This window comes from Mycobacterium sp. PS03-16 (assembly GCF_004570325.1).
Classification (GTDB): domain Bacteria; phylum Actinomycetota; class Actinomycetes; order Mycobacteriales; family Mycobacteriaceae; genus Mycobacterium.
This window is the reverse complement of record NZ_SPQO01000012.1, coordinates 89,214-114,532: the sequence shown is the minus strand read 5'-3', so window position 1 is coordinate 114,532 and position 25,319 is coordinate 89,214. Positions and strand designations below refer to the sequence as shown.

At 69.4% G+C, this 25,319-nt stretch carries 28 protein-coding genes and 1 pseudogene; 8 read left to right on the top strand and 21 right to left on the bottom strand.

The annotated features are described in order from the left end of the window. Positions 1-31 precede the first annotated feature (31 nt). The 4 genes from mftD to mftA are packed head-to-tail and all read right to left on the bottom strand — an operon-like array spanning position 32 to position 2,821. Entirely contained in the window at positions 32-1,225 is a 1,194-nt protein-coding gene (gene mftD, locus E4P42_RS12845) for a pre-mycofactocin synthase MftD (RefSeq protein ID WP_135126443.1), read from the bottom strand. A 2-nt stretch (positions 1,226-1,227) separates the two neighbouring features. Continuing rightward, on the bottom strand, positions 1,228-2,418 hold the full coding sequence (gene mftC / locus E4P42_RS12840) for a mycofactocin radical SAM maturase (RefSeq protein ID WP_135126442.1): 1,191 nt from the start codon (positions 2,416-2,418) through the stop codon (positions 1,228-1,230). Continuing rightward, positions 2,415-2,720 carry a mycofactocin biosynthesis chaperone MftB gene (mftB, locus tag E4P42_RS12835; RefSeq protein WP_209305764.1) on the bottom strand — a complete coding sequence of 102 codons (306 nt, stop codon included), beginning with the start codon at positions 2,718-2,720 and terminating at the stop codon, positions 2,415-2,417. The genes mftC and mftB overlap by 4 nt, the downstream gene beginning before the upstream one ends. Continuing rightward, the gene (gene mftA, locus E4P42_RS12830) at positions 2,705-2,821 is read right to left on the bottom strand and encodes a mycofactocin precursor MftA (protein WP_135126440.1); all 117 of its coding nucleotides are present in this window, start codon (positions 2,819-2,821) and stop codon (positions 2,705-2,707) included. Before mftA ends, mftB begins: the two co-directional genes overlap by 16 nt. 92 nt (positions 2,822-2,913) lie before the next feature. Between mftA and mftR the strand changes: the two genes are divergently transcribed. From mftR to E4P42_RS12815, 3 genes are all read left to right on the top strand, one after another. Next, a complete protein-coding gene (gene mftR, locus E4P42_RS12825; RefSeq protein WP_135126439.1) occupies positions 2,914-3,513 on the top strand; it encodes a mycofactocin system transcriptional regulator in 600 nt (199 codons plus the stop codon). Positions 3,514-3,614: 101 nt separating this feature from the next. Continuing rightward, on the top strand, positions 3,615-4,133 hold the full coding sequence (locus E4P42_RS12820; RefSeq protein WP_135126438.1) for an RNA polymerase sigma factor: 519 nt from the start codon (positions 3,615-3,617) through the stop codon (positions 4,131-4,133). After that, the gene (locus tag E4P42_RS12815; RefSeq protein WP_135126437.1) at positions 4,130-5,416 is read left to right on the top strand and encodes a VOC family protein; all 1,287 of its coding nucleotides are present in this window, start codon (positions 4,130-4,132) and stop codon (positions 5,414-5,416) included. The genes E4P42_RS12820 and E4P42_RS12815 overlap by 4 nt, the downstream gene beginning before the upstream one ends. Positions 5,417-5,464: 48 nt before the next feature. Here E4P42_RS12815 and E4P42_RS12810 read toward each other — a convergent pair whose 3' ends face one another. Together E4P42_RS12810 and E4P42_RS12805 are read right to left on the bottom strand one after the other, a co-directional pair. Beyond that, positions 5,465-6,640 carry an NAD(P)/FAD-dependent oxidoreductase gene (locus E4P42_RS12810; protein ID WP_135126436.1) on the bottom strand — a complete coding sequence of 392 codons (1,176 nt, stop codon included), beginning with the start codon at positions 6,638-6,640 and terminating at the stop codon, positions 5,465-5,467. A 56-nt stretch (positions 6,641-6,696) separates the two neighbouring features. Then, positions 6,697-7,143, bottom strand: a complete 447-nt coding sequence (locus E4P42_RS12805; protein WP_135126435.1) for an Lrp/AsnC family transcriptional regulator — start codon at positions 7,141-7,143, stop codon at positions 6,697-6,699. 113 nt (positions 7,144-7,256) lie between these two features. Between E4P42_RS12805 and ddaH the strand changes: the two genes are divergently transcribed. Both ddaH and rocD read left to right on the top strand, forming a co-directional pair. Then, a complete protein-coding gene (ddaH, locus tag E4P42_RS12800; protein WP_135126434.1) occupies positions 7,257-8,075 on the top strand; it encodes a dimethylargininase in 819 nt (272 codons plus the stop codon). Continuing rightward, positions 8,048-9,295: an ornithine--oxo-acid transaminase gene (gene rocD, locus E4P42_RS12795; protein ID WP_135126433.1), complete on the top strand. Its 1,248-nt coding sequence runs from the start codon at positions 8,048-8,050 to the stop codon at positions 9,293-9,295. The genes ddaH and rocD overlap by 28 nt, the downstream gene beginning before the upstream one ends. Here the strand turns inward: rocD and E4P42_RS12790 are convergent. From E4P42_RS12790 to E4P42_RS12745, 10 genes are all read right to left on the bottom strand, one after another. Then, positions 9,292-10,146, bottom strand: a complete 855-nt coding sequence (locus E4P42_RS12790) for a mycofactocin-coupled SDR family oxidoreductase (protein ID WP_209305763.1) — start codon at positions 10,144-10,146, stop codon at positions 9,292-9,294. The genes rocD and E4P42_RS12790 overlap by 4 nt on opposite strands. Positions 10,147-10,220: 74 nt before the next feature. Beyond that, positions 10,221-11,057 (bottom strand): SHOCT domain-containing protein, encoded by an 837-nt coding sequence (locus E4P42_RS12785; protein WP_135126432.1) that lies wholly within the window; start codon positions 11,055-11,057, stop codon positions 10,221-10,223. Between the two features lie 72 nt (positions 11,058-11,129). After that, positions 11,130-11,921, bottom strand: coding sequence for a cutinase family protein (locus tag E4P42_RS12780; protein ID WP_245234002.1), 792 nt, complete (start codon positions 11,919-11,921; stop codon positions 11,130-11,132). 229 nt (positions 11,922-12,150) lie between these two features. Further along, positions 12,151-13,341 (bottom strand): elongation factor Tu, encoded by a 1,191-nt coding sequence (gene tuf / locus E4P42_RS12775; RefSeq protein WP_135126430.1) that lies wholly within the window; start codon positions 13,339-13,341, stop codon positions 12,151-12,153. Positions 13,342-13,423: 82 nt separating this feature from the next. Beyond that, complete coding sequence (gene fusA / locus E4P42_RS12770; protein ID WP_135126429.1) at positions 13,424-15,529, bottom strand: elongation factor G; 2,106 nt, start codon at positions 15,527-15,529, stop codon at positions 13,424-13,426. Between the two features lie 91 nt (positions 15,530-15,620). Continuing rightward, on the bottom strand, positions 15,621-16,091 hold the full coding sequence (rpsG, locus tag E4P42_RS12765; protein ID WP_135126428.1) for a 30S ribosomal protein S7: 471 nt from the start codon (positions 16,089-16,091) through the stop codon (positions 15,621-15,623). Then, positions 16,091-16,465 (bottom strand): 30S ribosomal protein S12, encoded by a 375-nt coding sequence (gene rpsL, locus E4P42_RS12760; protein ID WP_135126427.1) that lies wholly within the window; start codon positions 16,463-16,465, stop codon positions 16,091-16,093. Before rpsL ends, rpsG begins: the two co-directional genes overlap by 1 nt. 300 nt (positions 16,466-16,765) lie before the next feature. Further along, entirely contained in the window at positions 16,766-17,404 is a 639-nt protein-coding gene (locus E4P42_RS12755) for a TetR/AcrR family transcriptional regulator (RefSeq protein ID WP_135126426.1), read from the bottom strand. Positions 17,405-17,485: 81 nt separating this feature from the next. Further along, a complete protein-coding gene (locus tag E4P42_RS12750; RefSeq protein WP_135126425.1) occupies positions 17,486-18,016 on the bottom strand; it encodes a DUF3558 domain-containing protein in 531 nt (176 codons plus the stop codon). A gap of 1 nt (position 18,017) precedes the next feature. After that, on the bottom strand, positions 18,018-18,560 hold the full coding sequence (locus E4P42_RS12745) for a DUF3558 domain-containing protein (protein ID WP_167759476.1): 543 nt from the start codon (positions 18,558-18,560) through the stop codon (positions 18,018-18,020). Positions 18,561-18,758: 198 nt separating this feature from the next. On the opposite strand from E4P42_RS12745, the gene E4P42_RS12740 reads away from it, so the two are divergent. Continuing rightward, positions 18,759-19,097 carry a DUF3060 domain-containing protein gene (locus tag E4P42_RS12740; protein ID WP_245234000.1) on the top strand — a complete coding sequence of 113 codons (339 nt, stop codon included), beginning with the start codon at positions 18,759-18,761 and terminating at the stop codon, positions 19,095-19,097. A 35-nt stretch (positions 19,098-19,132) separates the two neighbouring features. Then, a complete protein-coding gene (locus tag E4P42_RS12735) occupies positions 19,133-19,540 on the top strand; it encodes a DUF3060 domain-containing protein (protein ID WP_135126424.1) in 408 nt (135 codons plus the stop codon). Between the two features lie 67 nt (positions 19,541-19,607). Here the strand turns inward: E4P42_RS12735 and E4P42_RS12730 are convergent, their stop codons facing one another. The 4 genes from E4P42_RS12730 to E4P42_RS12715 all read right to left on the bottom strand — a co-directional run bounded on the left by E4P42_RS12730 (position 19,608) and on the right by E4P42_RS12715 (position 23,746). Then, positions 19,608-20,372, bottom strand: a complete 765-nt coding sequence (locus tag E4P42_RS12730) for a crotonase/enoyl-CoA hydratase family protein (RefSeq protein ID WP_135126423.1) — start codon at positions 20,370-20,372, stop codon at positions 19,608-19,610. Continuing rightward, positions 20,369-21,091: a PaaX family transcriptional regulator C-terminal domain-containing protein gene (locus tag E4P42_RS12725; RefSeq protein ID WP_135126422.1), complete on the bottom strand. Its 723-nt coding sequence runs from the start codon at positions 21,089-21,091 to the stop codon at positions 20,369-20,371. Before E4P42_RS12725 ends, E4P42_RS12730 begins: the two co-directional genes overlap by 4 nt. Before the next feature lie 2 nt (positions 21,092-21,093). After that, positions 21,094-22,032 (bottom strand): crotonase/enoyl-CoA hydratase family protein, encoded by a 939-nt coding sequence (locus tag E4P42_RS12720; RefSeq protein WP_135126421.1) that lies wholly within the window; start codon positions 22,030-22,032, stop codon positions 21,094-21,096. An 85-nt stretch (positions 22,033-22,117) separates the two neighbouring features. Further along, positions 22,118-23,746, bottom strand: a complete 1,629-nt coding sequence (locus E4P42_RS12715; protein ID WP_135126420.1) for an acyl-CoA dehydrogenase family protein — start codon at positions 23,744-23,746, stop codon at positions 22,118-22,120. Between E4P42_RS12715 and E4P42_RS27695 the strand changes: the two are divergent. Further along, a pseudogene (locus tag E4P42_RS27695) lies at positions 23,670-24,164 on the top strand (cupin domain-containing protein); the annotation flags it as partial. The gene E4P42_RS12715 and the pseudogene E4P42_RS27695 overlap by 77 nt on opposite strands. On the opposite strand, the gene E4P42_RS12705 reads toward E4P42_RS27695, so the two are convergent. Further along, the gene (locus E4P42_RS12705; RefSeq protein ID WP_135126418.1) at positions 24,102-25,286 is read right to left on the bottom strand and encodes a phosphatase PAP2 family protein; all 1,185 of its coding nucleotides are present in this window, start codon (positions 25,284-25,286) and stop codon (positions 24,102-24,104) included. The pseudogene E4P42_RS27695 and the gene E4P42_RS12705 sit on opposite strands and share 63 nt — an antisense overlap. Positions 25,287-25,319: the final 33 nt, after the last annotated feature.

Here is a 25,319-nt window from a genome sequence, read left to right as displayed (position 1 = left end):
CACAGGCAATCGCGCGGTCCTCAGCCGCCTCTCAGGCGCCGGGTTCCGGCGGCACGCCGAGTGCCCGGGTGAACCCGGGTGGCATCAGCACGTCGCCGGGACCGAGATCATGCACCGAGGCCCGGCCCAGGCCCATCAGCGCGGAGTCGATGCCGCCGCGCAGGATGTCCAGCACGTTCTCCACACCGGCCTGACCGTTGGCGGCCAGGCCCCACAGGTAGGCGCGTCCGATCATCACCGCGCGCGCGCCCAGCGCGAGCGCTTTGACGACGTCGCTGCCGCGTCGCACGCCGCCGTCCAGCAGCACCTCGACCTGGTCGCCCACGGCGTCGGCGATGGCGGGCAGCGCCCGGATCGACGCCGGCGTGCCGTCGAGGTTGTTGCCACCGTGATTGGACACCGAGATGGCCGAAACCCCCGCGTCGACCGCCCGTTTGGCGTCGTCCACGCGGATCACACCCTTGAGCATGAACGGGCCGCCCCACAGCTCGCGCAGCCAGGCGATGTCCTCCCAGGTGGGTGGCGGGGTACCCATCCACTCGCCGTAGGCCGCGAAGAACGGCGGTCCCGCCTCCCCCTTGCCGGCCTGATTGGGCACGGTGAGGCTCGGCGGCCGCATCGTCTTGGCCCACTGCAGCAGCCAGCGGGGCCTGGTCAACCCCTCCGGCATCATCCGGATCGCGGTCTTGAGGTCCATCGCCTCGGGGATCTTGGGGCTGCCCCAGTCCCGCCCGTGGCTGAAGCTCCAGTCGGTGGTGACGATGAGGCCGACGGCGCCGGCGGCCCGGGCCCGCTCGACCCGCGCGGCGATCGCGTCGCGGCCCCCCAGCCAGTACACCTGGAAGAAGAGCTTGGGGTTGGCGGCGATGACCTCTTCGACGGGCTTGCTGGCGAACGACGACAGACCCATGGCAGTGCCGCGGGCGGCGGCCGCGCGGGCCACCGCGACCTCGCCGTCGGGGTGGACGGCCTGCACGCCGGTCGGTGAGATCACCACCGGCAGCGAAATCTCCTGCCCCATGACCGTTGTCGCGAGGTCACGCTTTTCCAGCGCACCGATGACGTGTGGCGCGAAACCCAAATCGTTGAAGGCCTCGTTGTTGCCGTTGACCGTCAGCCCCTTCTCGCTGCCGCCGATCAGCGCGCCGTATGCGGACTTGGGCAGTCGCTTCTTCGCGCGTTCCTGCGCGATGGCGACGGTCTCGAACCACTGGTCGCGGGCCATGGTCACACCGGGCTTTCGTTGCACAGCCGGGCGGGCGGCTTGGTGAGCAGTTTCAGGGGGATGGGGCCCTGTTTGGTCCCCCGCGAGTGGTCGCCGCTGGGCTTGGGTTTGACGCGGTCGCGTTCGAGCGCCGGGGCGCCGTAGCCCTGCACGCACTCGGGGTCCGGCCCGTCGAGCGGCAGACCGGTGAAGAACTTCGCGGCCATGCACCCGCCGCGACAGCTGTCGTAGTGGCCGCAGCTGCCGCACGCGCCCGCCGACTGCGGCTCACGCAGCTCGCGGAACAACTCGGAGTTCTGCCAGACGTCCCGGAATCCGTTGCTGGTCAGGATGTTTCCGGCCAGGAACTTCTCGTGGATGGCGAACGGGCAGGCGTAGACGTCGCCGACCGGATCGATCAGGCACACCACACGTCCCGCGCCACACAGGTTCAGCCCGGCCAGTGCACCGGGCTCCCCCAGCCCCGACAGGTGGAAGAACGAGTCGCCGGTGAGCACGCGCTCACCCTTGGCGACCAGCCAGTCGTAGAGCCGCACCTGCTGCTCGGCGGTGGGGTGCAGCTCGTCCCACACGTCGGCGCCGCGCCCGGAGGGCCGCAGCCGCGTGATGCGCAGGGTGGCGCCGTAGCGGTCCGCCAGCGCCTTGAAGTCGTCGAGCTGGTCGACGTTGTGCCGGGTGACGACGACCGAGATCTTGGCGTCGGCGAAGCCGGCCGCGGCGAGGTTCTCCAGCGCGCGGACGGCCATGGCGAACGAACCGGGTCCGCGGACCGCGTCGTTGACCTCGGCGGTCGCGCCGTCGAGTGAGATCTGCACGTCGACGTAGTCGCTGGCGGCCAGTTTGGCGGCGATCTGCGGGGTGATGCGCACGCCGTTGGTGGAGAACTTCACCCCGACGTGGTGTTCGGTCGCGTAGTCGACCAGCTCCCAGAAGTCCGACCGCACAGTGGGTTCCCCACCGCCGATGTTGACGTAGAACACCTGCATGCGCTCGAGCTCGTCGATGATGTCCTTGCACTGCTGCGTCGACAGCTCGCGCGGATCGCGTTTGCCCGACGAGGACAGGCAGTGCACGCACGCCAGGTTGCAGGCGTAGGTGAGCTCCCAGGTCAGGCAGATCGGGGCGTCGAGGCCCGATTCGAACTGCTCGACGAGCCGGGGTACCGGCGCGGGCGCCGGAACAACGTGAGTCATGGCATCTCCTCGCGGACGAGCATCTTCGACTGGGCGAGCACACCGAGGGCGTGCAGGTAGGGCGCCTGTTGTTCATCGTCGATTCCCGCTGCGCGGCAGGCGGACCGGGCGTCGCGGTGCTCGGCCAGCGAGTTCACCACGTCGACGATCGTGCGGTTCTTCAGGAACGACAGCTTGCGGGTCCCGAAGTGGTACAGCAGCGCCCCGAACGGCTCGGGCCGCACCGCCACCTGGTGGTGCAGCCGCCAGCACGCATCGGGGTCGAACCCTACAGGCGCCGTCACCGTCAGTAGACCCCGCACATCCCGTCGATCGAGACCTCTTCGACCAGGCTCTCGGTGACCAGGCCGCTGTCCGGGGTCGCCGCGGCGGCGGTGTCGGTGACGTGCTGATTCGGCTCCATGAGCGCTGCCTTTCGTCGCGTAGGGTCACTCGAAGTGTGACCTAGGTCGCTTACGATATGGCATCGGGTGCCAGAATGGAAGGGTGGATCTCATGCGGCAGGAGGCCCCGCCCCGGGTGGGCCGGCGTCGCACGACCACCCGTGACCACATCAGCGCCGTCGCCCTCGACCTGTTCGCGGCCCGTGGCTTCGACGAGGTCAGCGTCGACGACGTGGCGGCCGCGGCCGGCATCGCCCGGCGCACGCTGTTCCGGTACTACGCGTCGAAGAACGCGATCCCCTGGGGCGATTTCGACGCCCATCTCGGACACATGCGTGATCTGTTCGACCGGGTCGATCCCGACGTGCCGATCGGTGACGCGCTGCGCTCCGCGCTGTTGGCGTTCAACGAGTTCGACGAGAACGAGACCGCGCGGCACCGCCAGCGTATGCGGGTGATCCTGCAGACCGATGCGCTGCAAGCGTATTCGATGACCATGTACGCCGGGTGGCGGACGGTGGTGGCGGAGTTCGTGGCGCGCCGCCTCGGGGCCGACACGCAGGACCTGGTGCCGCAGACCGTGGCGTGGACGATGCTCGGGGTGGCGCTGTCGGCATACGAGCGCTGGCTGGCCGACGAGTCGGTGTCGTTGGCGCAGGCACTCGGCGCGGCGTTCGACACCGTCAGCCACGGCCTGCGCGCCCTGCCTTGAGCGATTTCGGTGTCGCCCGTAGCGGTGGGCGCGACGAAGTACACCGAAATCGCTTCACGATCGGGCGTCGGAGTTGGGCGCCGCGCGGCGACGATAAGGGTGTGAGCGCCGAACCGGACGGCGACGACGCTCCGCGCGCCCTGATGGCGCTGTATGACGAGGCCCTGCCGGTGGTGTACGGCTATTTCGTCAGACGGTGTCCGGACCGCGGAACCGCCGAGGACCTGACGTCGGAGACCTTTCTGGCGGCGATGGACGCCGCCCGCAGGGGCACCGCCGCCACGCTGAGCGTGCCGTGGCTGGTCGGGGTGGCGCGGCACAAACTGGCCGACCACTACCGCCGTCGCCACGACCGGCACAGCGTGCCGGTCCCGGAACTGCCCGAACCGGCGCAGCCCGCCGACGACTGGGACGCCGAGCTGGACCGGATCGTCGCCGAGAGCGTGCTGGCCCGGCTGCCCGAACAGCACCGCACCGTGCTGACTCTGCGGTATCTGGACGGCTGCTCGGTGCCCGAATGCGCCGACCTGATCGGCCGCACGGTGCACGCGACCGAAGCGTTACTGGTGCGGGCCCGCCGCGCCTTTCGCGCGCACTACCCGGAAGGAGGTGCGTCGTGAGCGACGACCGCGACCCGCTGTGGGCGCTGCACAGCGCCGACCTCCCGGTGCAGCCCGACCCGGCCTTCGCCGCACGGTTGCGCGGCCGGCTGGAGGCGGCGCTGCGACTGCCCGTCAACACCGAAGGAGTGGACATGAGTGGAACCGACACCGCCATCGCCGAACTGACCCGGCCCGCAAGCGCGCCGGCGCCGGTCGTCCCGCGCAGCGCGGCACTGCCGTACCTCACCGTCGACCGGGCCGCCGAGGCCATCGCCTGGTACGTCGACGCGCTGGGCGCCTCGCTCGTCGGCGACCCGATCCGGATGGACGACGGCCGCATCGGGCACGCCGAGCTCGCACTGTCCGGCGGCGTCTTCTACCTGGCCGACGAATATCCCGAGATCGGCGTGAGAGCGCCGCAGCCTCAAGCCGTTCCGGTCAGCCTGATGATCGCGGTCGACGACACCGACGCCGTGCTCGCCCGCGCCAGGGCCAAGGGCGCCAGCGTGACCTCCGACGTGCGCGAGGAGCACGGCTCGCGCAACGCGACCATCGTCGACCCGTTCGGGCACCGCTGGATGCTGACCGGTCCGCTCACCGGCGGCGCCGTCCCGATCCAGCACGGTGACGTCGGGTACGTGTCGGTGTGGACTCCCGACGCCGACCGCGCCGCCGCGTTCTACGGCCACGTCCTGGGCTGGACCTACGACCCGGCCACCCGCCAGGTCACCAACACCAGGGCACGCATCGGACTGTTCAGCGTCGCGAGCCGGCAGGGCATGCTCTGCTGCTACGCGGTCACCGACCTCGACGGCGCACGCCGGTCGATCCTCGACGGCGGTGGCACGGTGGGCGAGGTCCGGGAGTTGGAGTTCGGCACGGTGCTCGACGCCACCGACCCCGAGGGCACCGAGTTCGCGGTCTTCCGCCCGGCACCGGGGACACCGCGTCCGGAACTCAACGGCGCTGGGCCGGGCGAACTCTCGTACCTCACCTATCAGGTGCCCGACTCCGCGGCGTTCAAGGCCTTCTACAGCCGATTCCTGTTCTGGTCCTACGAACCGGGCCACGTCGACGACGGCTGGCAGATCCGCCAGACCCATCCGATGGCGGGGTTCGCCGGCGGCAGCGCGCAGGCGGTCACGGTGCCGATGTGGACCGTCGCCGACATCGACGCCGCGGTCGCCCGGGTCCGCGAGGCCGGCGGCACGGTGCTCGACGAACCGTCGCGCCAGCCGTACGGGCGCTCGGCGCTGTGCACCGACGACCAGGGCACCCGCTTCTACCTCGGTCAGTTGTGATTTCGGCGTGGTTGGTAGCGCCCAGCGCAACCAACGACGCCCGAAGCGCTAGCCCAGGACGTCGGCGATGGGGGCGCCGTTGGCGATCTTGGCGCGGGTCTTCATGACCTTGCCCGGCATCCCGCCGCCGACGACACCGGCCACCACGCCGTCGCGCTCGTAGAACGCCAGGAACTTGCGGCCGTCGTCCTCGACGATGTGCACGGTGTCGTCGGCCTCGGGTTCACCCAGGCACTGGATCTTGACGTCGTACTGGTCGCTCCAGAAGTACGGCACCGAGACCACCGGCGCGGCGTCCTGGCCGAGCAGCGCCGGCACCAGCACCCGCGCCTGGTCGGCGACGTTGCTCCAATGTTCCACGCGCACTTGGTTGCCGATGGTGTCGAGCCACGAGGCGACGTCGCCGATCGCCCAGACGTGCGGTGCACTGGCGCGACCCGCCGCATCGCACACCACGCCGTTGTCCAGCGTGAGCCCGCTGCCCTCGAGCCATTCGATGGCCGGGCGCGACCCGATGCCGACCACGACGAGGTCGGCCTCGACCTCGGTGCCGTCGGACAGCACGACCGACCGCACCGCGTCCTGACCCTTCACCTCGGCGACGCCGATCCCGCAGCGCACATCGACGCCCTCGGCGCGGTGCAGCCGGGCCACCAGCTCGCCGATCCGGGTGCCGAGCACGGAGGCCAGCGGCGCGGGTTGCGGTTCCACCAGCGCGACGTCGACGCCGAGTTTGCGCAGGCTCGCGGCCACCTCGCAGCCGATGAACCCGGCGCCGATCACCACGGCACGGCGCGCCGAACCCGCCTCCTCGCGCAGCTTGAGGCTCTCGTCGAAGTTGCGCAGGACGTGGATGCCGGCGAGGTCGGGGAACGACGGGATCCGCTTGGGCACCAGCCCGGTCGCGATCACCACCTCGTCGTAGCCGATCTCGCGGCCGTCGGTCAGCGTCAGCGTCTGCGTCTCGGTGTCCAGGGCCGCCGCGCCTGCGCCGAGCAGCACGGTGATGTCGTTCTCGCGGTAGAACTCGGCCGGTTTGAGCGTGACGTCATCGGTCTCGCTACGCAGGACCTCCTTGGACAGCGGCGGCCGGTCGTAGGGCAGGTGGTCCTCGTCGCTGACGATCGTGACCGGCCCCGCGTACTCCGAACGGCGCAGCTGCTCGGCGGTGCGGGCGGCCGCCAGACCTCCGCCGACGATGACGACGCCACGAGATGTGCTCACGTGGTGGTTCTACACGATCCCCCGCGTGATCGGTACGCCCCCCTGTGACCCACGACTCAGGCGCGGGCGCGCTCGATCAGGTTCGACAGCACCACGATGCTCTCGCTGCGTTCGATGTCCGCGCTGGCCCGGATGCGTTCCAGCGCCTCCTCGAGGTGGCGCATGTCGCGGGCCAGCACGTGCAGGATCGCGTCGGCCGTCCCGGTCACCGTGGCCGCGCTGACCACCTCGGGAATGTCCGCCCAGGCCGCCCGCAGCGCCTCGGGCGCAATGGTGCCGTGGCAGAAGACCTGCACGTAGGCCTCGGTGTTCCAGCCGATCGCGTTGCGGTCGACCACGGTGGTGAAACCCTTGATGACGCCGTCGTCGAGCATGCGGTCGACGCGGCGTTTCACCGCGGGCGCCGACAGGTTCACCCGCTGCCCGATCTCGGCGAACGTCGCCCGGGCGTGCTCGGCCAGCTCGGCCAGGATCTTCTCGTCGGTCTCGTCCAGCCGCTCCATGATCACTCCTGCGCAACGCATCGCCGCTTCCGGCGGTCCAGCACAACAAACTGAGCATATACGCGCAAGGTTCGGCGATTGATTGCGCCAGCCGGCCTGCATATCGTCGATTCATGACGATCCCGGTCGCCAGAATTCCCCGTGTCCGCCACTACGTCATGACGGCGCCCACCTTCTTCGCCGTCGACTACGCGATCAATCCCTGGATGGATCCCGCCGCGACGGTCGACATCCATCGCGCACTGGATCAGTGGGAGACGCTGCGCCGCACCTATAAGGAACTCGGTCACACCGTCGAGGTGATCGAACCGATCGCCGGCCTGCCCGACATGGTCTACGCCGCCAACGGCGGTGTGCTGGTCAACGGACGGGCGGTGGTGGCGCGGTTCGCCTATCCGCAGCGCGAGGGAGAAGCCGATGCGCACGCGGAGTGGATGACCCGGCACGGGTACCGGCCGATGCGCACCCGCCATGTCAACGAGGGTCAGGGCGACTTCCTGGTGGCCGGCCGGATCATGTTGGCAGGCTACGGTTTCCGCACCGACCGGCGCGCGCACGACGAGGTCGCCGCGGCCGTCGGGATGCCGGTGGTCAGCCTCGAGTTGGTCGATCCGCGGTTCTATCACCTCGACACCGCGTTGGCGGTGCTCGACGACACCACAGTGGCCTACTACCCGCCGGCCTTCGGTGCCGCGTCGCTGGCCCGGCTGCGGGAGATGTACCCGCACGCCATCGAGGTGGACGACACCGACGCGTACGCATTCGGGCTCAACGCGGTTTCCGACGGTCGCCACGTGGTGCTGCCCGCGGCGGCCACCGGCTTCGCCGCGCACTTGCGGGCGGCCGGCTTCCGTCCCGTCGGCGTCGACCTGTCCGAACTGCTCAAGGGCGGCGGATCCGTCAAATGCTGCACACTGGAGGTACATCCGTGACCGTTCTGGACCACGAGACCGCGACCGACGCGGTGATCGCCGACGACGATCGTCACGTCGCGCACAACTACTCACCGCTGCCGGTGGTCGCCGCCCACGCCGAGGGCGCGTGGATCACCGACGTGGAGGGCCGTCGCTACCTCGACTGCCTCGCGGCGTACTCCGCGGTCAACTTCGGACATCGCCACCCGCAGGTGATCGCGGCCGCGCACGCCCAACTCGACGCGGTGACGCTGGTGAGCCGCGCATTCCACTCCGAGCGGCTGGCGCCGTTCTGCCGTGCGCTGGCCGGGCTGTGCGGCAAGGACATGGTGCTGCCGATGAACACCGGCGCCGAGGCCGTCGAGAGCGGTATCAAGGTGGCGCGCAAGTGGGGCACCGACGTCAAGGGCGTCCCCGCCGGTCAGGCCAACCTCATCGTGGCGCGCAACAATTTCCACGGCCGCACCACCACGATCATCAGCTTCTCCGACGACGACACCGCCCGCCGCGGGTTCGGCCCGTACACGCCGGGTTTCCGCGCGGTGCCGTTCGGGGACGCGGCGGCGCTCGCCGCCGTGATCGACGAGAACACCGTCGCGGTGCTGCTCGAGCCGATCCAGGGTGAGGCGGGCATCATCGTCCCACCCGACGACTACCTGCCGCGCGTGCGGAGCATCTGCACCGAGCGCAACGTCCTGCTGATCGCCGACGAGATCCAGTCCGGGCTGGCACGGACCGGCCGCACGTTCGCCTGCGACCACTGGGATGTGGTGCCGGATGTGTATCTGCTCGGCAAGGCGCTCGGCGGCGGGGTGGTGCCGGTGTCGGCGGTGGTGGCCGACCGAGACGTGCTCGGCGTGCTGCACCCCGGTGAGCATGGGTCCACGTTCGGCGGGAACCCACTGGCCGCGGCCGTCGGCGCCACCGTGGTGGAGATGCTGCAGACCGGCGAATACCAGCGTCGGGCAACCGAACTCGGCGCGCACCTGCACGCCCGGCTCAACGAGCTGGTCGGTCGCGGGGTGCTGGCCGTCCGCGGCAAGGGTCTGTGGGCCGGCGTCGACATCGACCCGGCGCTGGGCACCGGGAAGCAGATCAGTCACGCGCTGGCCGGGCGCGGGGTGCTGGTGAAGGACACCCACGGGTCGACGCTGCGATTCGCCCCGCCGATCGTCGTCACCGCCGACGAGATCGACTGGGCAGTGGCGCAATTGACCGAGGTGCTGGCGCTGCGCTAGTACTTGGCGGTGCCGCGGTCGACGGCGATCTGCGAACCCGAGATGGTCCGCGATCCGTCGCCGGCCAACCAGGCCACCACATCCGACACCTCTTCGGGCGTCATGAACTCCTGCAGGCCCGGCTTACCGTCGTGCGCCACGGGTTTGTAGGGCATCGGCGAGAAGCTGTGCAGGAACGCCGGGTACTTGCCGAAGATCTCCATCATCGCCTCGGGCTCCACCATCGGCGTGTCGATGGAGTACGGGTGAATCGAGTTGACCCGGATGCCGAACTCGCCCGCCTCGATCGCAAGCGCGTTGGTCAACGCCACCAGGCCGTGTTTCGACGCCGCGTAGTGCGCGTTGCCCGGCGTGGCCTTGGTACCGGCCGACGAACTGACGATGACGATCGACCCGCCGTTGCCGGCTTCGATCATAGCGGGGACAGCCGCACGGAGGGTCTTCCAGGTGCCGTTGAGGTTGACGTCGATGACGGTCTCCCACTGCTCCTCGGACATCTCCCAGATGCGCCCCCAGCTCAGGATGCCGGCGTTGGCGACGACGATGTCCAGGCGGCCGAACTGCTCGACCCCGTCGGCGACCACCTGCTCGAGCGCGGCCAGATCGCGGATGTCGACCTCGCGGGCGAGCACCTTGCGGCCGGTCTCCTCGACCAGGCGCACCGTCTCGGCCAGTTCCTCGGAGGTGGCCGCCGGGTAGGTGACGGTGTCCGAGACGGGACCGCAGATGTCGATCGCGATGATGTCGGCGCCGTCGTTCGCCAGTCGGACCGCGTGCGCGCGGCCCTGGCCGCGGGCGGCCCCGGTGATGAATGCCACTCGACCGTCCAACGGGCCACCATCTGCCGCCACCGCTGCTCCTTCCGATCCGATGCGGACAGGCTAACAGCCGAACTGGAACGTGTTCTAGGAACCGTCCCGGCCGCCTACAGGGCGTCGATGATCTGCTGACGCTTGGCGGTGTACTCGGCCTCGGTGATGGTGCCGGTCGCGCGCAGCGTCTCGAGTTCCTGCAGCCGCTGCGCGGTCGACGGCTCCGCCGGGGCGGTCGTCGCCGCGGCGGGCGCCATCGCGGGCGGCGCGGGCGCCGGCATCGGCTGCTGCGCGGCCGCGTTGCGCACGATGTGCTGGACCTGTTCGCGGGCAGCCGGATTGGAGCGCAGGTCGATCATGTTGTTCATCCCGATGCCGTGCGCTTTGAGGATCTGCAGGATCTCGAGCAGTGGTCCGGCCTGACCGGTCAGATCGTAGGTGCGGTTGTCCTCGGAGACGGTGAACGTGGCGGGCATCAGGCCGCTGATCAGACCGCTTCGCTCCCAGTCGATCTGGTAGGAGTTGGTGGCCGGGTCCACCAGGGCGACGAGCTTGCGGTTGGTGATCATCGGCAGCCGCGACACCGAGGCCACCACTCGGTCCTGGGTCGTGAACGGCGTCAGACCCGGCCCGGTGATGTGCAGGTCGAGTTTGACCAGCGGCTGTTCGTTGATCGTGGTGTTGGTGTCGTGGATGCCGGTGATCTGCGCCAGCCCCAGCACTCCGCGGGCCTCGAGTTCGGCGGTCTTGGCCGCCGACCGGGCGCCGAAGCTGGTGATGGCCAACGCGATCAGCACGTCGGCGGCCGTGATGAGCAGCCCTGTCCAGAACATCCACTTCATCATCGGGTCGGGCCCGAGCATGAAGTAGACGGCCAGGAAGATCGGGCCGACGATGCCGCACAGCAACACGAACAGCTGGATGCGGACGTAGCGCCAGAAGGTCGACATGGCCATGCTCCTGTCGGTCGCGCGGGCGCTCACAGCGTAGCCCGCGCGAGCGCCCGGCGGTGCCGGAGCGACTCAGGCGCCGGCGACCGAGATCTGTCCCGCGACCGGCGCCGGGCCGAGCAGCTGGTACAGCGGTGCGGTCCACGAGTAGCCGCCCGCGGGCGAGGTGGCGTAGCCGGTGTGCACGGCCACTGCGGTGGCGGTGATCTCCTCGGCCTCGGGGTCGTAGTCGCAGACCGCGTCGCCGAGATCGCACACGCTGACGGTGCGGGCGGCGATGTCCAGCGGTAGCGGCGCGGGCGCGTGCGCGAGGATCGGCCAGTCCTGGGCGACGCCCTTGCCCGCGCCGGGGACGGCCGTCACCGACCCGACGTTGATGGTGGCGTCGGTGGGCAGCCGGTCACCGTCGGCGATCAGCAGCGCGGCGGCGAGGTTCGGGCTGGCGGCCAGCGCCTGCAGGTTGCGGTGCACCACCATGGCGCCCTGCGAGTAGCCGGCCAGCACCACCTTGCTGGCCGGGCAGCGCGCGACGAACGCGTGATACTGGTTGGCCAGCGCCGCGGTGCCGGCGTCGACACTGCTGATGAAGCCGGCCCAGCCGAGGATGCTGTCGTCGGCGGGCACCGGTGTCGCGGGGTAGATGACCGCCTCGGAGGTGACGGTGCGGCCGTCCCGGGCGGCGTAGGCGCTGAAGTCCTGCAGCGACCGGTAGGTCACCCGGCCCATACCGTCGTTGGTGCCCACCTCGGCGCCGCGCTCACCGGAGCCGGCAGCGCCGATCCAGTGGACGTCGGGGCAGCTCGGCTGGGCGCCGGCGGCTCCGGCGGTGACGAGTGCGGATCCGGCCAGTGCGACAGCGGCCACCAAACCAGCGATACGACGAACCACGAACCCGACCCTTTCCCGGCCGCGACGCGGCCACTGCCATCAACATCGCTGCGGGCGAGGAACGCGTTACCCCGGGTCCGCCGCCGCGTCGATTTCCACGCCGGGGTTGCCCTCTCCGACCAAGCACGACCCTGACGTAGAACTCGCGCGGACATACGAAAACGGCGCCCACCCCGAAGGGTGGACGCCGTTTCGGCGATCGAACTTACTTGTTGATCTTGGTGACGCGGCCGGCGCCGACGGTACGGCCGCCCTCGCGGATCGCGAAGCGCAGGCCCTCGTCCATGGCGACGGGCTGGATCAGCTTGACGGAGATGTCGGTGTTGTCACCGGGCATCACCATCTCGGTGCCCTCGGGCAGAGTCACCACACCGGTCACGTCCGTGGTCCGGAAGTAGAACTGCGGACGGTAGTTGTTGAAGAACGGCGTGTGGCGGCCACCCTCGTCCTTGGACAGGATGTAGACCTGGCCCTCGAACTCGGTGTGCGGGGTGGTGGTGCCGGGCTTCACGACGACCTGGCCGCGCTCGACGTCCTCACGCTTGATGCCGCGCAGCAGCAGACCGACGTTGTCGCCGGCCTGGCCCTGGTCGAGCAGCTTGCGGAACATCTCGACACCGGTGACCGTGGTCTTGGTGGTGCCGGGGCGGATGCCGACGATCTCGACTTCCTCGTTCACATTGATCACGCCGCGCTCGACACGACCGGTGACCACGGTGCCGCGGCCGGTGATCGTGAAGACGTCCTCGACGGGCATCAGGAACGGACGGTCGGTGTCGCGGACCGGGTCCGGGATCGACTCGTCGACGGCCTCCATGAGCTCCTCGACCGACTTGACCCACTTCTCGTCGCCCTCGAGCGCCTTGAGCGCCGAGACGCGCACGACCGGGGCATCCTCGTCGAAGTCCTGGGCGGCCAGCAGCTCGCGGACCTCCATCTCGACGAGCTCGATGAGCTCCTCGTCGTCCACCGCGTCGGCCTTGTTCAGCGCGACGAGGATGTAGGGCACACCCACCTGGCGGGCCAGCAGCACGTGCTCGCGGGTCTGCGGCATCGGGCCGTCGGTCGCGGCGACCACGAGGATCGCACCGTCCATCTGGGCAGCGCCGGTGATCATGTTCTTGATGTAGTCGGCGTGGCCCGGGGCGTCGACGTGCGCGTAGTGGCGCTTGTCGGTCTGGTACTCGACGTGCGAGATGTTGATCGTGATGCCGCGCTGACGCTCCTCAGGCGCGTTGTCGATCTGGTCGAATGCACGCGACTCGTTCAAATCGGGGTACTTGTCGTGCAGAACCTTGGTGATAGCCGCGGTCAGCGTGGTCTTGCCGTGGTCAACGTGACCGATGGTCCCGATGTTGACGTGCGGCTTCGTCCGCTCGAACTTCGCCTTCGCCACTTCTGTGTCCTCCTGGACTGTTGTTGGTGCTTTGGTTAAAGCAGGTTGGTTTCTTCAGTTGTGTGGCCCGAAGGCCACCGGCCTACTGGCCGGTCGCCTTCGCGATGATCTCCTTCGACACGTTCGCCGGAACCTCGGCGTACGAGTCGAACACCATGGAGTAGTTCGCCCGGCCCTGGGTCTTCGACCGGAGGTCGCCGACGTAGCCGAACATCTCCGACAGCGGCACCTGCGCCTTGACGACGCGCGCACCGCTGCGCTCCTCCATGGCCTGGATCTGACCACGGCGGGAGTTCAGGTCGCCGATGACGTCACCCATGTAGTCCTCGGGCGTGGTCACCTCGACCGCCATGATCGGCTCGAGGATCACCGGCTGGGCCGCCTGGGCGGCCTTCTTGAGCACCTGCGAACCGGCGACCTTGAACGCCATTTCCGACGAGTCGACCTCGTGGTACGCACCGTCGAGCAGGGTGACCTTGATGTTCACCAGCGGGTAGCCGGCGAGCACGCCGTACTGCATGGCGTCCTGGGCACCGGCATCCACCGACGGGATGTACTCGCGCGGGATGCGACCGCCGGTGACCTTGTTCTCGAACTCGTAGGTCGCGCCGTCCTCGCCGATGAACGGTTCGAGGTCGATGAGCACCTTCGCGAACTGGCCGGAGCCACCCGTCTGCTTCTTGTGGGTGAACTCGACCTTCTCGACCTTGCGCCGGATGGTTTCGCGGTAGGCCACCTGCGGCTTGCCGACGTTGGCCTCGACCTTGAACTCGCGACGCATACGGTCGACCAGGATGTCGAGGTGCAGCTCGCCCATACCGCCGATGACGGTCTGGCCGGTCTCCTGATCCAGGTGCACCTTGAAGGTCGGATCCTCTTCGGCCAGCTTCTGGATCGCCGTGCCGAGCTTTTCCTGGTCGCTCTTGGTCTTGGGCTCGATGGCCACCTCGATCACCGGATCGGGGAAGGTCATCGACTCGAGCACGATCTGCTGGTTCGGATCGCTCAGGGTGTCACCGGTGGTGGTGTCCTTGAGGCCGATCACCGCGTAGATGTGGCCGGCCGAGGCCCGCTCCACCGGGTTCTCCTTGTTGGAGTGCATCTGGAACAGCTTGCCCAGCCGCTCCTTCTTGCCCTTGGTCGCGTTGATGACCTGGCTGCCCGACTCGACGGTGCCCGAGTACACGCGCACGTAGGTCAGCTTGCCGAAGAACGGGTGCGTGGCGACCTTGAACGCCAGCGCCGAGAACGGCTCGTCGACCGACGGGTTGCGGGTGATCTGCTCGTCTTCCTTACCGGGCGCGTGGCCTTCGGCGGGCGGGACGTCCAGCGGGGAGGGCAGGTAGTCGATGACCGCGTCGAGCATGGGCTGCACGCCCTTGTTCTTGAACGCGCTGCCGCAGAGCACGAGGTAGGCCTCGGAGTTGATGGTGAGCTTGCGCAGCGCACCCTTGATCTCCTCGACGGTGAGCTCTTCGCCGCCCAGGTACTTCTCGAGCAGCGCCTCGTCGGTCTCGGCGGCGGCCTCGATCAGCTTGGTGCGGTACTCCTCGGCCTTGTCGGCGAGGTCGGCGGGGATGTCGACGACGTCGTACTTCTCACCGAGCTTTGCTTCGGCGCTCCACACCTTGGCCTTCATCTCGACCAGGTCGACGACGCCGGCGAAATCGCTCTCGGCGCCGATCGGCAGCTGGATCGGGATGACGTTGGCGCCGAGGCGCTCCTCCATGGTGCGCACGGAGAAGTAGAAGTCCGCGCCCAGCTTGTCCATCTTGTTGACGAAGCAGATGCGCGGGACGTTGTACTTGTCCGCCTGCCGCCAGACCTGCTCGGACTGGGGCTCCACGCCCTCCTTGCCGTCGAACACGGCCACGGCGCCGTCGAGCACGCGGAGGCTGCGCTCCACCTCGACGGTGAAGTCGACGTGGCCGGGGGTGTCGATCAGGTTGATCTGATTGTCGTTCCAGAAGCACGTTGTGGCCGCGGAGGTGATGGTGATCCCCCGCTCCTGCTCCTGCTCCATCCAGTCCATGGTGGCCGCGCCATCGTGGACCTCACCGATCTTGTAGCTGATACCGGTGTAGTAGAGGATGCGCTCGGTCGTCGTCGTCTTGCCGGCGTCGATGTGCGCCATGATGCCGATGTTGCGGACCTTGTTCAGGTCGGTCAGCACGTCCTTCTGTGCCACAGAAGTCTTCCCACTCTTTCGCTTGCGTAGTTAGCTGTTGTCAGCTCGGTTGTGTCCTGCGCCGACCGCTACGCTGCCGCCGGCGCGGTGATCACCAGCGGTAGTGCGCGAAGGCGCGGTTGGCCTCGGCCATCTTGTGGGTGTCTTCACGTCGCTTGACGGCGGCACCCAGGCCGTTGCTGGCGTCGAGGATCTCGTTCGCCAGACGCTCGACCATGGTCTTCTCACGACGAGCCTTGGAGAAGCTGACCAGCCAACGCAGGGCCAGCGTGACCGAACGGTCCGGACGCACCTCGACGGGCACCTGGTAGGTGGCACCACCGACGCGACGGCTGCGGACCTCGAGAGCGGGCTTGACGTTGTCCATGGCGCGCTTGAGCGTCACCACGGGGTCGGTGCCCGTCTTGTCGCGGGCCTGTTCGAGCGCACCATAAACAATGCGTTCGGCCAGCGATTTCTTCCCGTCGAGCAGGACTTTGTTGACCAGCTGGGTGACCAGCTGCGACCCGTAGACCGGATCGTTGACCAGCGGACGCTTGGGTGCGGGGCCCTTGCGCGGCATCAGCTCTTCTCCTTCTTCGCGCCGTAGCGGCTGCGGGCTTGCTTGCGGTTCTTCACGCCCTGGGTGTCGAGCGATCCGCGGATGATCTTGTAACGCACACCGGGCAGGTCCTTCACACGACCGCCACGCACCAGCACCATCGAGTGCTCCTGCAGGTTGTGGCCCTCGCCCGGGATGTAGGCGGTGACCTCGACCGCGCTGGTCAGCTTCACGCGCGCGACCTTACGAAGCGCCGAGTTCGGCTTCTTCGGGGTGGTCGTGTACACGCGGGTGCACACGCCGCGGCGCTGCGGGCTGCCCTTGAGGGCCGCGGTCTTCACCTTGGCGATCTTGTCGCGGCGACCCTTGCGGACCAGCTGGTTGATGGTTGGCATGTACCGGCTTTCTGTGTCTTGTCTGGTGCTGTGCTCTGCTGTTCAAGTCTCTGTACTGCTGTTTCACCTGGCGCGCGTCCCCCGCGTCCGGGCGTGTCGCACGTGTCCACGCCGACGGAACATCCGATGCGTGATAGACATGCGAATTGGCCCGGCGTGCGGGCATGCTGTCTGGATCTACACCCGTCGCATGCGCCTCAACGGCCAGGCACGAGTTCCCACAATACCAGGGTGGCCGCCCCCCTCCAAAAGCCGACCGCACACCGCGATGACCCACGCCGACGTGCGCATTCGGGGCCGTCAGCGGAGGTCGACGCCCACGCCGCCGGAGCGGTGTTCCATCCCCGACGCCAGGCGCAGCACCATGTCGGTGAACACGGCGTCGGTGTCGATTCCGTTCATCACCCCGGTCATCTCGAGCAGCACGAATCCGTGCATGGCCGACCAGAACTCGAGCGCGGCGTAGAACGCGTCCTCCCCCTCCAGCCCGTAGGAGGCCAGCACCTCGATCACCGGGCCGGCCGCCGCGCGGGTGGCGTCGGTGAACTCGGGGTCGTCGCCCCCCAGCGGCATGCGGGTGAACGCCGAATAGCGGCCCGGATGGTGGTGGGCGTAGCTGCGGTAGGCACTGGCCATCGCCATCACGGCGTCGTCGCGGGTTCGGCCCTGTCCGACGGTGTTGAGCATGCCGATGATGTCGCCGACCACCCGCATCCGCACGGTGCGCCGCAGGTCGTCGAGGCTGTGCACGTGGTTGTACAGCGACGGCCCCTTGGTGCCGAGCTGGGTGGCCAGCGCATTGATCGTCAGCGCGTCCCAGCCCTCACGGTCGAGGAAGGTCAGCGCGGCGTTGACGATGGAGTCCCGCGACAGCCGGCCTGCCCGCGCCGAGGTGCGCGCCCGCCCACCCGCCGGCTGCGGGTCCGGCTGAGGTGGCATCAGGTGACCGCCCTTCGTCGTCACGGCCCGGACAACGGGCCGGCGTTGAACTGTAACCCGTTCGCCCGCGGGCGGTCGTGGTCAGTTCACCCGTTCCTGGCTGAGTTTGGCCAGGCGTTCGGTCACCGCGCACAGGTCGGGCAGGCTCGCCGGGTTCATCGTCTGGATCGACCAGGTGATCACATCGTCGCCCTTGGCCACGTAGATGCTGCAGGCGTTGGTGTCGGCGGCCTTGAAGCCCTTGTTGCCGTCGACGGACAGTTCGGTGAGCAGGCGGCCGGCCTGCTGTTCGAGTTCGCGCTCGACGTCCATGTCGCTGCCGCGGTACCACCACGTGGAGATCCCCATCCCGGCCCCGAAGGTGCCGATCATCGAGTTCTCCTGCCAGAAGCACCCCACGGGGCTGTCCACGACCTTGGTGAACATGCCCGTCCCGACCGCCTCGGTGATGTCCTGGTCGGTGACGCCGTTGCAGTCGTCGCTGCGGAACCCGCCGTCGGCGGCGGCGCTCGGGGTCGGGGCCGCCGGCGCGGCCGGCTCCTCGCCGCCGCAGCCGGACAGCGCCAGCGCCGCCACCAGGGCGCCGCATCCGAGAATCTTCGCGATCGTCATGTCACAGGTCCGACGACAGGGTGGCCGACAACAACTTCTCCGCGTCCTGACACGGGTCCCCGTCCTGTTGACCCCGGAGTTGCACCCACCAGCTCAGCACGCCGGATCCGGCGGCCGCGGTGGCCGCGCACGACACCCCGGCGCCGGAGCGGCGGGCCAGGAAGGCGGGATGGCGTTCGATGACGGTGTCGGTCACCTCGGCGCCGCGTCCGGCGGCGACCGCCCGTTCCCGGTCCAGCGTGCCGCGGTCGAACCACGCGAACGTCACGTCGACGGTCATCGGGCCGCGCACCAGGACGTACTGGCAGACCGCGCCGCTGTAGGGCCGGACCACCTCGTCGGCGGCCAGCGTCTCCTGGACCGACGAGTCCTCGAGCAGTCCGCACCGGTTGTCGACGTAGCCGTAGTCGCGGTCCGGATCGGGCACCGCATCGCGCGCAGGCTGGGCGCTGCCGTCCACCGTGTGCGCGCAAGCGGCGGCGGCCACCGCCACGGTGACCGCCGCAGTCGCCATTCCCGCAACAACGCTCACACGCCGACGCATCACCACTCACGCTACTCAGCGGTGGCGGTGTTAGCGACCGGAGCCGGCCACGCGTCACCGACCGCAGAACCGCGGAAGGCTGCCGCGGGCCCGGAGGTGGCACGTACGCTGCTGGGAATCAGGTTCTCCGAGCCGGACGGCGACGAAGGGAAGACGACGGTGCGATCGATCGTGGCAACCCGATGCGGGACGGCTGTCGTGGCGGCGCTCTTCGCGGCGTCCGGGGTGGCGGCGCCTGCCGCGCACGCCAAGAACGGCGACACCCACATCACCGGCCAGGGGCTGGTGCAGACCGTCGACTGCCGCGATTCGACGCTGCACGTCACCGGCACCGGCAACCAGGTCTTCGCGATGGGCACCTGCTGGGCGGTGACCGTGCAGGGCTCGTCGAACGTGATCGTCGCCGACAACGTCATCAACGACATCACCGTCTACGGCTGGGATCAGACCGTCTTCTTCAAGAACGGCGACCCGGTGCTGTGGGACCGCGGCCGGGAGCTCGGGATGACGAACCGGCTCGGCCGGGTGCCCGCTTGATCGTTGCGATCCCGGTGAGCAGAAAGCGAGAGACGATGCCCAGCTACTTCCGCGGTACAACCGTGACGCTGGCCGCGGCGGCGGCGCTCGCGCTGGCGGGCTGTGGCTCGGAGAGCTCGGACACCACGACGCCGACGGCCACGGCCGGATCGTCGGGGGCGCAGGTCGAGATCGGCAACACGATCAACTACGGCTCGGTCGGCACCACCGCCGACGTCGACTGCGCGGACGGCAAATCGCTCAACGTGGGCGGGTCCAACAACAAGCTGACGGTGACCGGGACGTGCGCCAACGTCAACATCGGCGGCACCGACAACGCGATCACATTCGACCGGGTCGACAAGGAGATCACGGTCGTCGGGCTGAACAACACCATCACCTACCGCGACGGTGAGCCCAAGATCGAGGACCTCGGCTCGAACAACACGGTCACCAAGGGCTGACTCATCCCAGGCGGTTTCGGTGTCGTTGGTCGCGGCCTGCGCGACGTACCACACCGAAATCGCGGGGTCAGGTGCTCGCGCCGTGCCGGCCGGCGCCCGCGGCGAAGCGGCCCGCGCCCTCGAGCGCCTCGTGCTTGACCCGCGAGATGCTCGCGAACTCCCGGTCGATCGCCTCGGCCTCCTCGAGACCCCACTGCCCCAGCGCCGAGAGCCGGTCGGCGCGCATGCACATCTGCGGCAGCCGGCTCAGTTCGGCGGCCAGGTCCTCGGCGGCCTGCCGCGCCTGCCCCTTCGGCACCACCCGGTTGGCCAGTCCGATCTGCAGGGCCTCGGCGGCGTCGACCGCGCGGCCGGTCAGGATCAGGTCCATCGCGCGGCTCTGCCCGATCAGCCGGGGCAGCCGCACGGTGCCGCCGTCGATCAGCGGCACTCCCCAGCGCCGGCAGAACACGCCCAGCACCGCATCCTCTTCGACCACCCGCAGGTCGCACCACAGCGCGAGTTCCAACCCGCCCGCGACGGCGTATCCGCTCACCGCGGCGATCACCGGTTTGGACAGCACCATCCGCGTCGGCCCCATCGGGCCCGGCCCGCTGCGGTGCACCGCGTTGGCGTCGGGAGTGCCGAACGCCTTGAGATCGGCACCCGCGCAGAACGTTCCGTGGTCGCCCCACAACACGGCCACCGACGCGTCGTCGTCGCGGTCGAACTCGTCGAACGCCTCGTACAGCGCCTCGGCGGTGGGCCGGTTGACCGCGTTGCGGGCCTGCGGGCGGTCGATGATCACCGTCGTCACCGCGCCGTGGCGTTCCACGCGCACCGGTTGGGTCATGTCGGCACCTCCACTGTCGTGATCTCGTCGCGCCGCGCGACCAATTCGGCGGCGAAGTCGGTGTAGGCCTGCCGCAGAGGCGCGCCGGGCCAGTCGCGGGGCAGCAGTTCGGCGGGCAGCACCGGGTCGGTGAGCAGGTGGCGCACGATCGCCGCGGCGGTGACGAACCGGGCCGGAACGTCGGCGGCGACGGCCATCTCGTCGAGCAGGTGCCGGCCGGTCGCCGCCCAGCCGGCCAGATCCCACAGCCGGGCGGCCAGCTCCGCCGGGTCGTCGTCGCGGGCGTGCAGGGTGCGCACGCGGTCGGCGACGTCGGCGGGCAACGCGGCATCCAGGTTGTCCGGCCGCAGCCACACCCCTTCGCGGAGTTCACCGAAGCGGTTCTGCTGCAGCGTGTTTCGCAGCCCGGCACGGGTGCGGGCATCGGTGCCGACGCTGGTGACCACCAGCGTCGTCCACGTCCCGTCCCACGGGCGCAGCCGCGGGGTGACGGCGTCGTCCTGACGGCGCTGCCGCGCCAGCAGCCGGTCCGACAATCGGTACCCGTCGGCTGAGCGCACCAGATCCCCGGCGCCGACCATCCGCGTCAGCGCCACCCGCACGGTGGGTTCGCGGATGTCGAAATCGGCGGTGAGCCGGATCAGCTCACTGGCGGTGGCCCACGCCGGATGCGCGCCCAGCAGCACTGACAGCACCACCGACCGTGCCGTCAACCGCATGGCTACACCCCTGAGGCGCGGCGACCGTGGTCGCCGAATGGTTCGTCCCGCCGGCGGACGGCCTCGCGGAACCCGTGTTCGCGAGACTGCGCGACGAACGCGTGCCCCTCTGGGGTGTGCCGGGCGATGCCGTCGAACACCGTGCTGACCATCCGACTGGTGGCGACACCCTGCTGCAGCAGCGCGGAGTTCATCGCGAGCTTGACCATGATGAGCTGGTTGACGGGCACGGCGGCGATGCGATCGACCAGCCGTTCGGTGCGTTCGTCGAGGTCCTCGGGTTCCGGCGCCTCGACCGCCAGACCCCATTCGGCGGCCTGCCTGCCGGTGAGGCAATCACCGGTCAGCAGAAGGCGTTTGGCGCGCTGGTCGCCGAGGCGGTGCGCCCACATCCCGGCTGCGGGCACGCCCCACACCCGGGTGGGCGGGTAGCCGATCTTGGCGTCGGCGGCGGCGATCACCTGGTCGGCGTGCAGCGCGATGTCGGTGCCGCCGGCCACGCAGTAGCCGTGGATCTTGACCACCGTGGGCTTGTCGCAGTGCAGCAGGCTGGAGAAGCCGCGCACGAACCGGCTCATCATCTGGTAGTCGATCATCGGATCCCACGGCTGATCCGGCAGGTGGTTGACCGCCTGCGTCCTCCCGGACAGCACGGTGTCGCGGTAGGGGCTACCGCCCCCGGCGCTCGACGAGCCTTCCGCATAGGCCGTCAGGTCGAACCCGGCGCAGAACCCCTCACCGCGGCCGGACACCAGGATGACGTGCACGTTGGGGTCGAGGTCGGCACGCTCGACGAGCGCCGACAGTTCCAGCGGGGTGTCGGCCACGATCGCGTTGCCCTTCTCGGGCCGGTTGAACGTGATGCGCGCGACGCGTCCGGTGACCTCGTAGGTCATGGTCTTGAGGTTGTCGAAGTCGACGGGCCTGATCGCGTGCGTCATCGGGTCACCACTTCCCGCGAGAGTGCGTGTCTGCACACGACACGCCGCTGCCACATCTGCACCTGCGCACGCTGGCGGTGACTGGTCATCCCTTGACCAGTGCGCGCTCGAGGATCGGGTCGAGGTCCAGCCCGACGGGCAGCGTGCCGAACGCGCCACCCCAGCGGCGGTCCAACCGGGTGGCCAGGAAAGCCTCGGCCACCGCCGGGTGCCCGTGGCGCACCAACAGCGACGCCTGCAGCGCGAGGCAGATGTCCTCGGCGACCTTGCGGGCCCGGTACTGGATGGTCTCGACGTCGCCGAGCGCCTGCTTGAGCGCATCGACGTGCACGCCGAGTCGCGGATCGTCCCCCGAGGTCTGCGCGAGCTCGTCGAACAGCACCTCGACACTGTCGGGCCGGGTCACCATGGCCCGCAGCGTATCCAGCGCGCTGACGTTGCCCGACCCCTCCCAGATGCCCATCAGCGGTGCCTCGCGGTACAGGCGCGGCATGCCCGAATCCTCGACGTAGCCGTTGCCGCCCAGGCACTCCATCGCCTCCGCCGCGTGCGGGGTGGCGCGTTTACACACCCAGTACTTCGCGGATGCCAGTCCGATGCGGCGCAGCAGCGACTCCCGGTCGTCACCGCGTACGGCGCGGTCGGTGGCGCCGGCCATCCGCATCGCGACCATCGTGGCGGCCTCGGCTTCGACGGCCAGGTCGGCCAGCACGTTGCGCATCAGCGGCTGGTCGATCAGGTTGGCGCCGAACGCCTTTCGGTACCGGGCGTGGTGCATCGCGCGGGTCACCCCGCTGCGCATGCTCGTGGCGCTGCCCAGCGTGCAGTCCAGCCGGGTGAGGTTGACCATCTCGATGATGGTCGGCACGCCGCGGCCCTCCTCGCCGACCAGCCACGCGGTGGCGCCGTCGTACTCCACCTCGCTGGAGGCGTTGGCGTGGTTGCCGAGCTTGTCCTTGAGGCGCTGCAAGCGCATCCGGTTGCGGGTGCCGTCGGGCAGGACCCGCGGCAGGAAGAAGCAGCTCAGGCCGCCGGGCGCCTGGGCCAGTACGAGGAAGATGTCGCACATCGGCGCCGAGGTGAACCACTTGTGGCCGGTCAGCGTGTACGTGCCGTCACCGTTGGGCGTCGCCTCGGTGGTGCCGGCGCGGACGTCGGAGCCGCCCTGTTTCTCGGTCATCGACATGCCCGCGGTGATGCCCGGCTTCGTCGCGGGGATCGCGAGGTCGGGGTCGTATACGCGGCTGGTCAGCAGCGGCTCGTAGACCGCGGCCAGGTCCGGGTTGAACCGCAGCGCGGGGACGACGGCGTAGGTCATCGAGATCGGACAGATGTGTCCGGGTTCGGGCGTCCACACCGAGGTCTTGGCCGCGCGCACGACGTGGGCGCCGGGCCGGTCGTCGGCCCACGGCGCGGCGTGCAGACCGTGCTCGATCGCGGTGCGCATCAGCTCGTGGTAGGCGGGGTCGTATTCGACCTCGTCGACGCGGTGGCCGTAGCGGTCGTGCGTGTGCAGCACCGGCCGGTTGCGGTCGGCGAGCTCGCCCCAGCGTTGCGCCCGGGCGCTGCCCGACAGCGCACCGAGTTCGGTGACCTCGTCGAGCCCCCACTGGCCGCCCTCGCGGATCAGCGCCTCGATGAGCACCGGCGAGGTGGCCGGGTTGTGGTCCGCGAGCGGCGGGACCTGGTTGGTGACGACGTGCGTGTCGGGCATACCCGCAGTGTTACACCTCTGCCGACAACCGCACAAGACCTGTAACACACCCACGCGCCTTCGCGAGCGTGCGTGTCTGCCCACGACACGCCGCGGCGGCGCAGCACGACGCGCACCCTCGCCATCCACCGAGCGCGCCCATAATGTCGCGGTGCACCCGAACTCCGTCGTCCACGCCGCCGCACTAGCCCTCGACCACGAACCGGTGCCGAAGGACCAACGCGTCGACGGCGACCCGACCACGGCTCTCACCCCGCTCACCACGATCGAGGGTGTCGAGGTCGGAGTGTGGGAGATGACCGCAGGCGCCATGCGCGACGTCGAGGCCGATGAGGTGTTCGTCGTGGTGTCGGGCTCAGCGCAGGTCGAGTTCGCCGACGGCAGCCCGGGGCTTGACCTCGGCCCGGGCGACGTCGTCCGGCTCGCCGCCGGCGCCGAGACCGTCTGGACCGTCACCGAACCGCTGCGCAAGGTCTATCTGACCGGGGTCTGATGTGCGGCGTTGCCGCCAGGCGTCGTAGCGGCTCAGCGCGGCGATGACCACCGCTGCGAACCCCCAGCCGAGCAGGATGTCGATGACGTAGTGCTCGGCGGTGTAGACCAGCGTGAACGCCATGATCAGCACGTAGGCCACGAGCAGCGGGCGCCAGCCGCGGTGCACGCGGTGCCACAGGAACGCCGCGATCGCCGCGGTCATCCCGGCGTGCAGGGACGGGATCGCGGCCACCAGGTTGACGCTGGCCTGTCCGGCGTCGAGCAGCGCGGTCGCCGAGTGCAGGTTCATCGCGCCCCAGCCGCGGCCGACGATGCGCTCGATCCACTGGTGGGCGCCGTCCTGGCTGGTCTGCATCGCGCCGAGGACGCCGCCGTCGGGCACCCCGCGCGCGGAGCGGAACATGCACGCCGGTCCGGACGGCCCGTCCTCGACCTGCGCGGCGGTGCAGCGCGCGGCGGCCCACGGCGGCGCCGCGGGCACCAGCACGTAGACGATCAGCGCGGCGAAGTTCAGGCCGACGAACATCCGCACGAACTTCTTCCACTCGTCGCGGTTGCGCAGCCACAGCACCGCGGCGACGACGTAGGGCAGGACGAAGAACGACATGTAGACCGAGCTGATGACCACCTCCCACCACGGCGGCGTCGGCTGTTTGAGCCGCTCCTGCAGCCACACGGTCGGCATCGTGCCGAAGAACATCCACCGGTCGGCGTCGGCCTGCCAGTGCCACAGCGTCGGACGGCCGACCAGATCGGCCGCGCCCCTGCTCAGGTCGTAGGCCAGCAGCACCAGCGCGAACGGCAGCCAGTCGCGGATGACGTAGAGCATCCGGCGACCCTGCCCGATGCTGGCGGCCAGCAGTCCGGTCGCGATGTAGAGCAGCAGCAGTTCGCGGTTGAAGGCGAAGCCCTCGGTCGCCGTCCGATAGACCACGACGATCGCCCACACCGCGACGGCCACCCACCGCGCGATCGCCCGCCAACGCCGTCGGGTCGAGTCGTCCGGGGGCGTCAGCGCAATCGACGACTGGTCAATCGCGGACACAGGGGCCTTTCGGGTGAGAGGGGTGGGGTTCCC

Bases quoted from the DNA above. Each gene is read 5' to 3' on its own strand.
- E4P42_RS12785 (WP_135126432.1), bottom strand. From the start codon at position 11,057: ATGTCGACCTTCTGGCGCTACGTCCGCATCCAGCTGTTCGTGTTGCTG.
- mftC (WP_135126442.1), bottom strand. From the start codon at position 2,418: ATGACTCACGTTGTTCCGGCGCCCGCGCCGGTACCCCGGCTCGTCGAG.
- ddaH (WP_135126434.1), top strand. From the start codon at position 7,257: ATGACGATCCCGGTCGCCAGAATTCCCCGTGTCCGCCACTACGTCATG.
- E4P42_RS12720 (WP_135126421.1), bottom strand. From the start codon at position 22,032: ATGACGCACGCGATCAGGCCCGTCGACTTCGACAACCTCAAGACCATG.
- E4P42_RS12755 (WP_135126426.1), bottom strand. From the start codon at position 17,404: ATGCCACCTCAGCCGGACCCGCAGCCGGCGGGTGGGCGGGCGCGCACC.
- E4P42_RS12745 (WP_167759476.1), bottom strand. From the start codon at position 18,560: ATGCGTCGGCGTGTGAGCGTTGTTGCGGGAATGGCGACTGCGGCGGTC.
- E4P42_RS12805 (WP_135126435.1), bottom strand. From the start codon at position 7,143: ATGGAGCGGCTGGACGAGACCGACGAGAAGATCCTGGCCGAGCTGGCC.
- E4P42_RS12735 (WP_135126424.1), top strand. From the start codon at position 19,133: ATGCCCAGCTACTTCCGCGGTACAACCGTGACGCTGGCCGCGGCGGCG.
- E4P42_RS12725 (WP_135126422.1), bottom strand. From the start codon at position 21,091: ATGCGGTTGACGGCACGGTCGGTGGTGCTGTCAGTGCTGCTGGGCGCG.
- rpsL (WP_135126427.1), bottom strand. From the start codon at position 16,465: ATGCCAACCATCAACCAGCTGGTCCGCAAGGGTCGCCGCGACAAGATC.
- rocD (WP_135126433.1), top strand. From the start codon at position 8,048: ATGCTGCACACTGGAGGTACATCCGTGACCGTTCTGGACCACGAGACC.
- E4P42_RS12715 (WP_135126420.1), bottom strand. From the start codon at position 23,746: ATGCCCGACACGCACGTCGTCACCAACCAGGTCCCGCCGCTCGCGGAC.
- E4P42_RS12730 (WP_135126423.1), bottom strand. From the start codon at position 20,372: ATGACCCAACCGGTGCGCGTGGAACGCCACGGCGCGGTGACGACGGTG.
- E4P42_RS12750 (WP_135126425.1), bottom strand. From the start codon at position 18,016: ATGACGATCGCGAAGATTCTCGGATGCGGCGCCCTGGTGGCGGCGCTG.
- mftA (WP_135126440.1), bottom strand. From the start codon at position 2,821: ATGGAGCCGAATCAGCACGTCACCGACACCGCCGCCGCGGCGACCCCG.
- mftD (WP_135126443.1), bottom strand. From the start codon at position 1,225: ATGGCCCGCGACCAGTGGTTCGAGACCGTCGCCATCGCGCAGGAACGC.
- rpsG (WP_135126428.1), bottom strand. From the start codon at position 16,091: ATGCCGCGCAAGGGCCCCGCACCCAAGCGTCCGCTGGTCAACGATCCG.
- mftR (WP_135126439.1), top strand. From the start codon at position 2,914: ATGCGGCAGGAGGCCCCGCCCCGGGTGGGCCGGCGTCGCACGACCACC.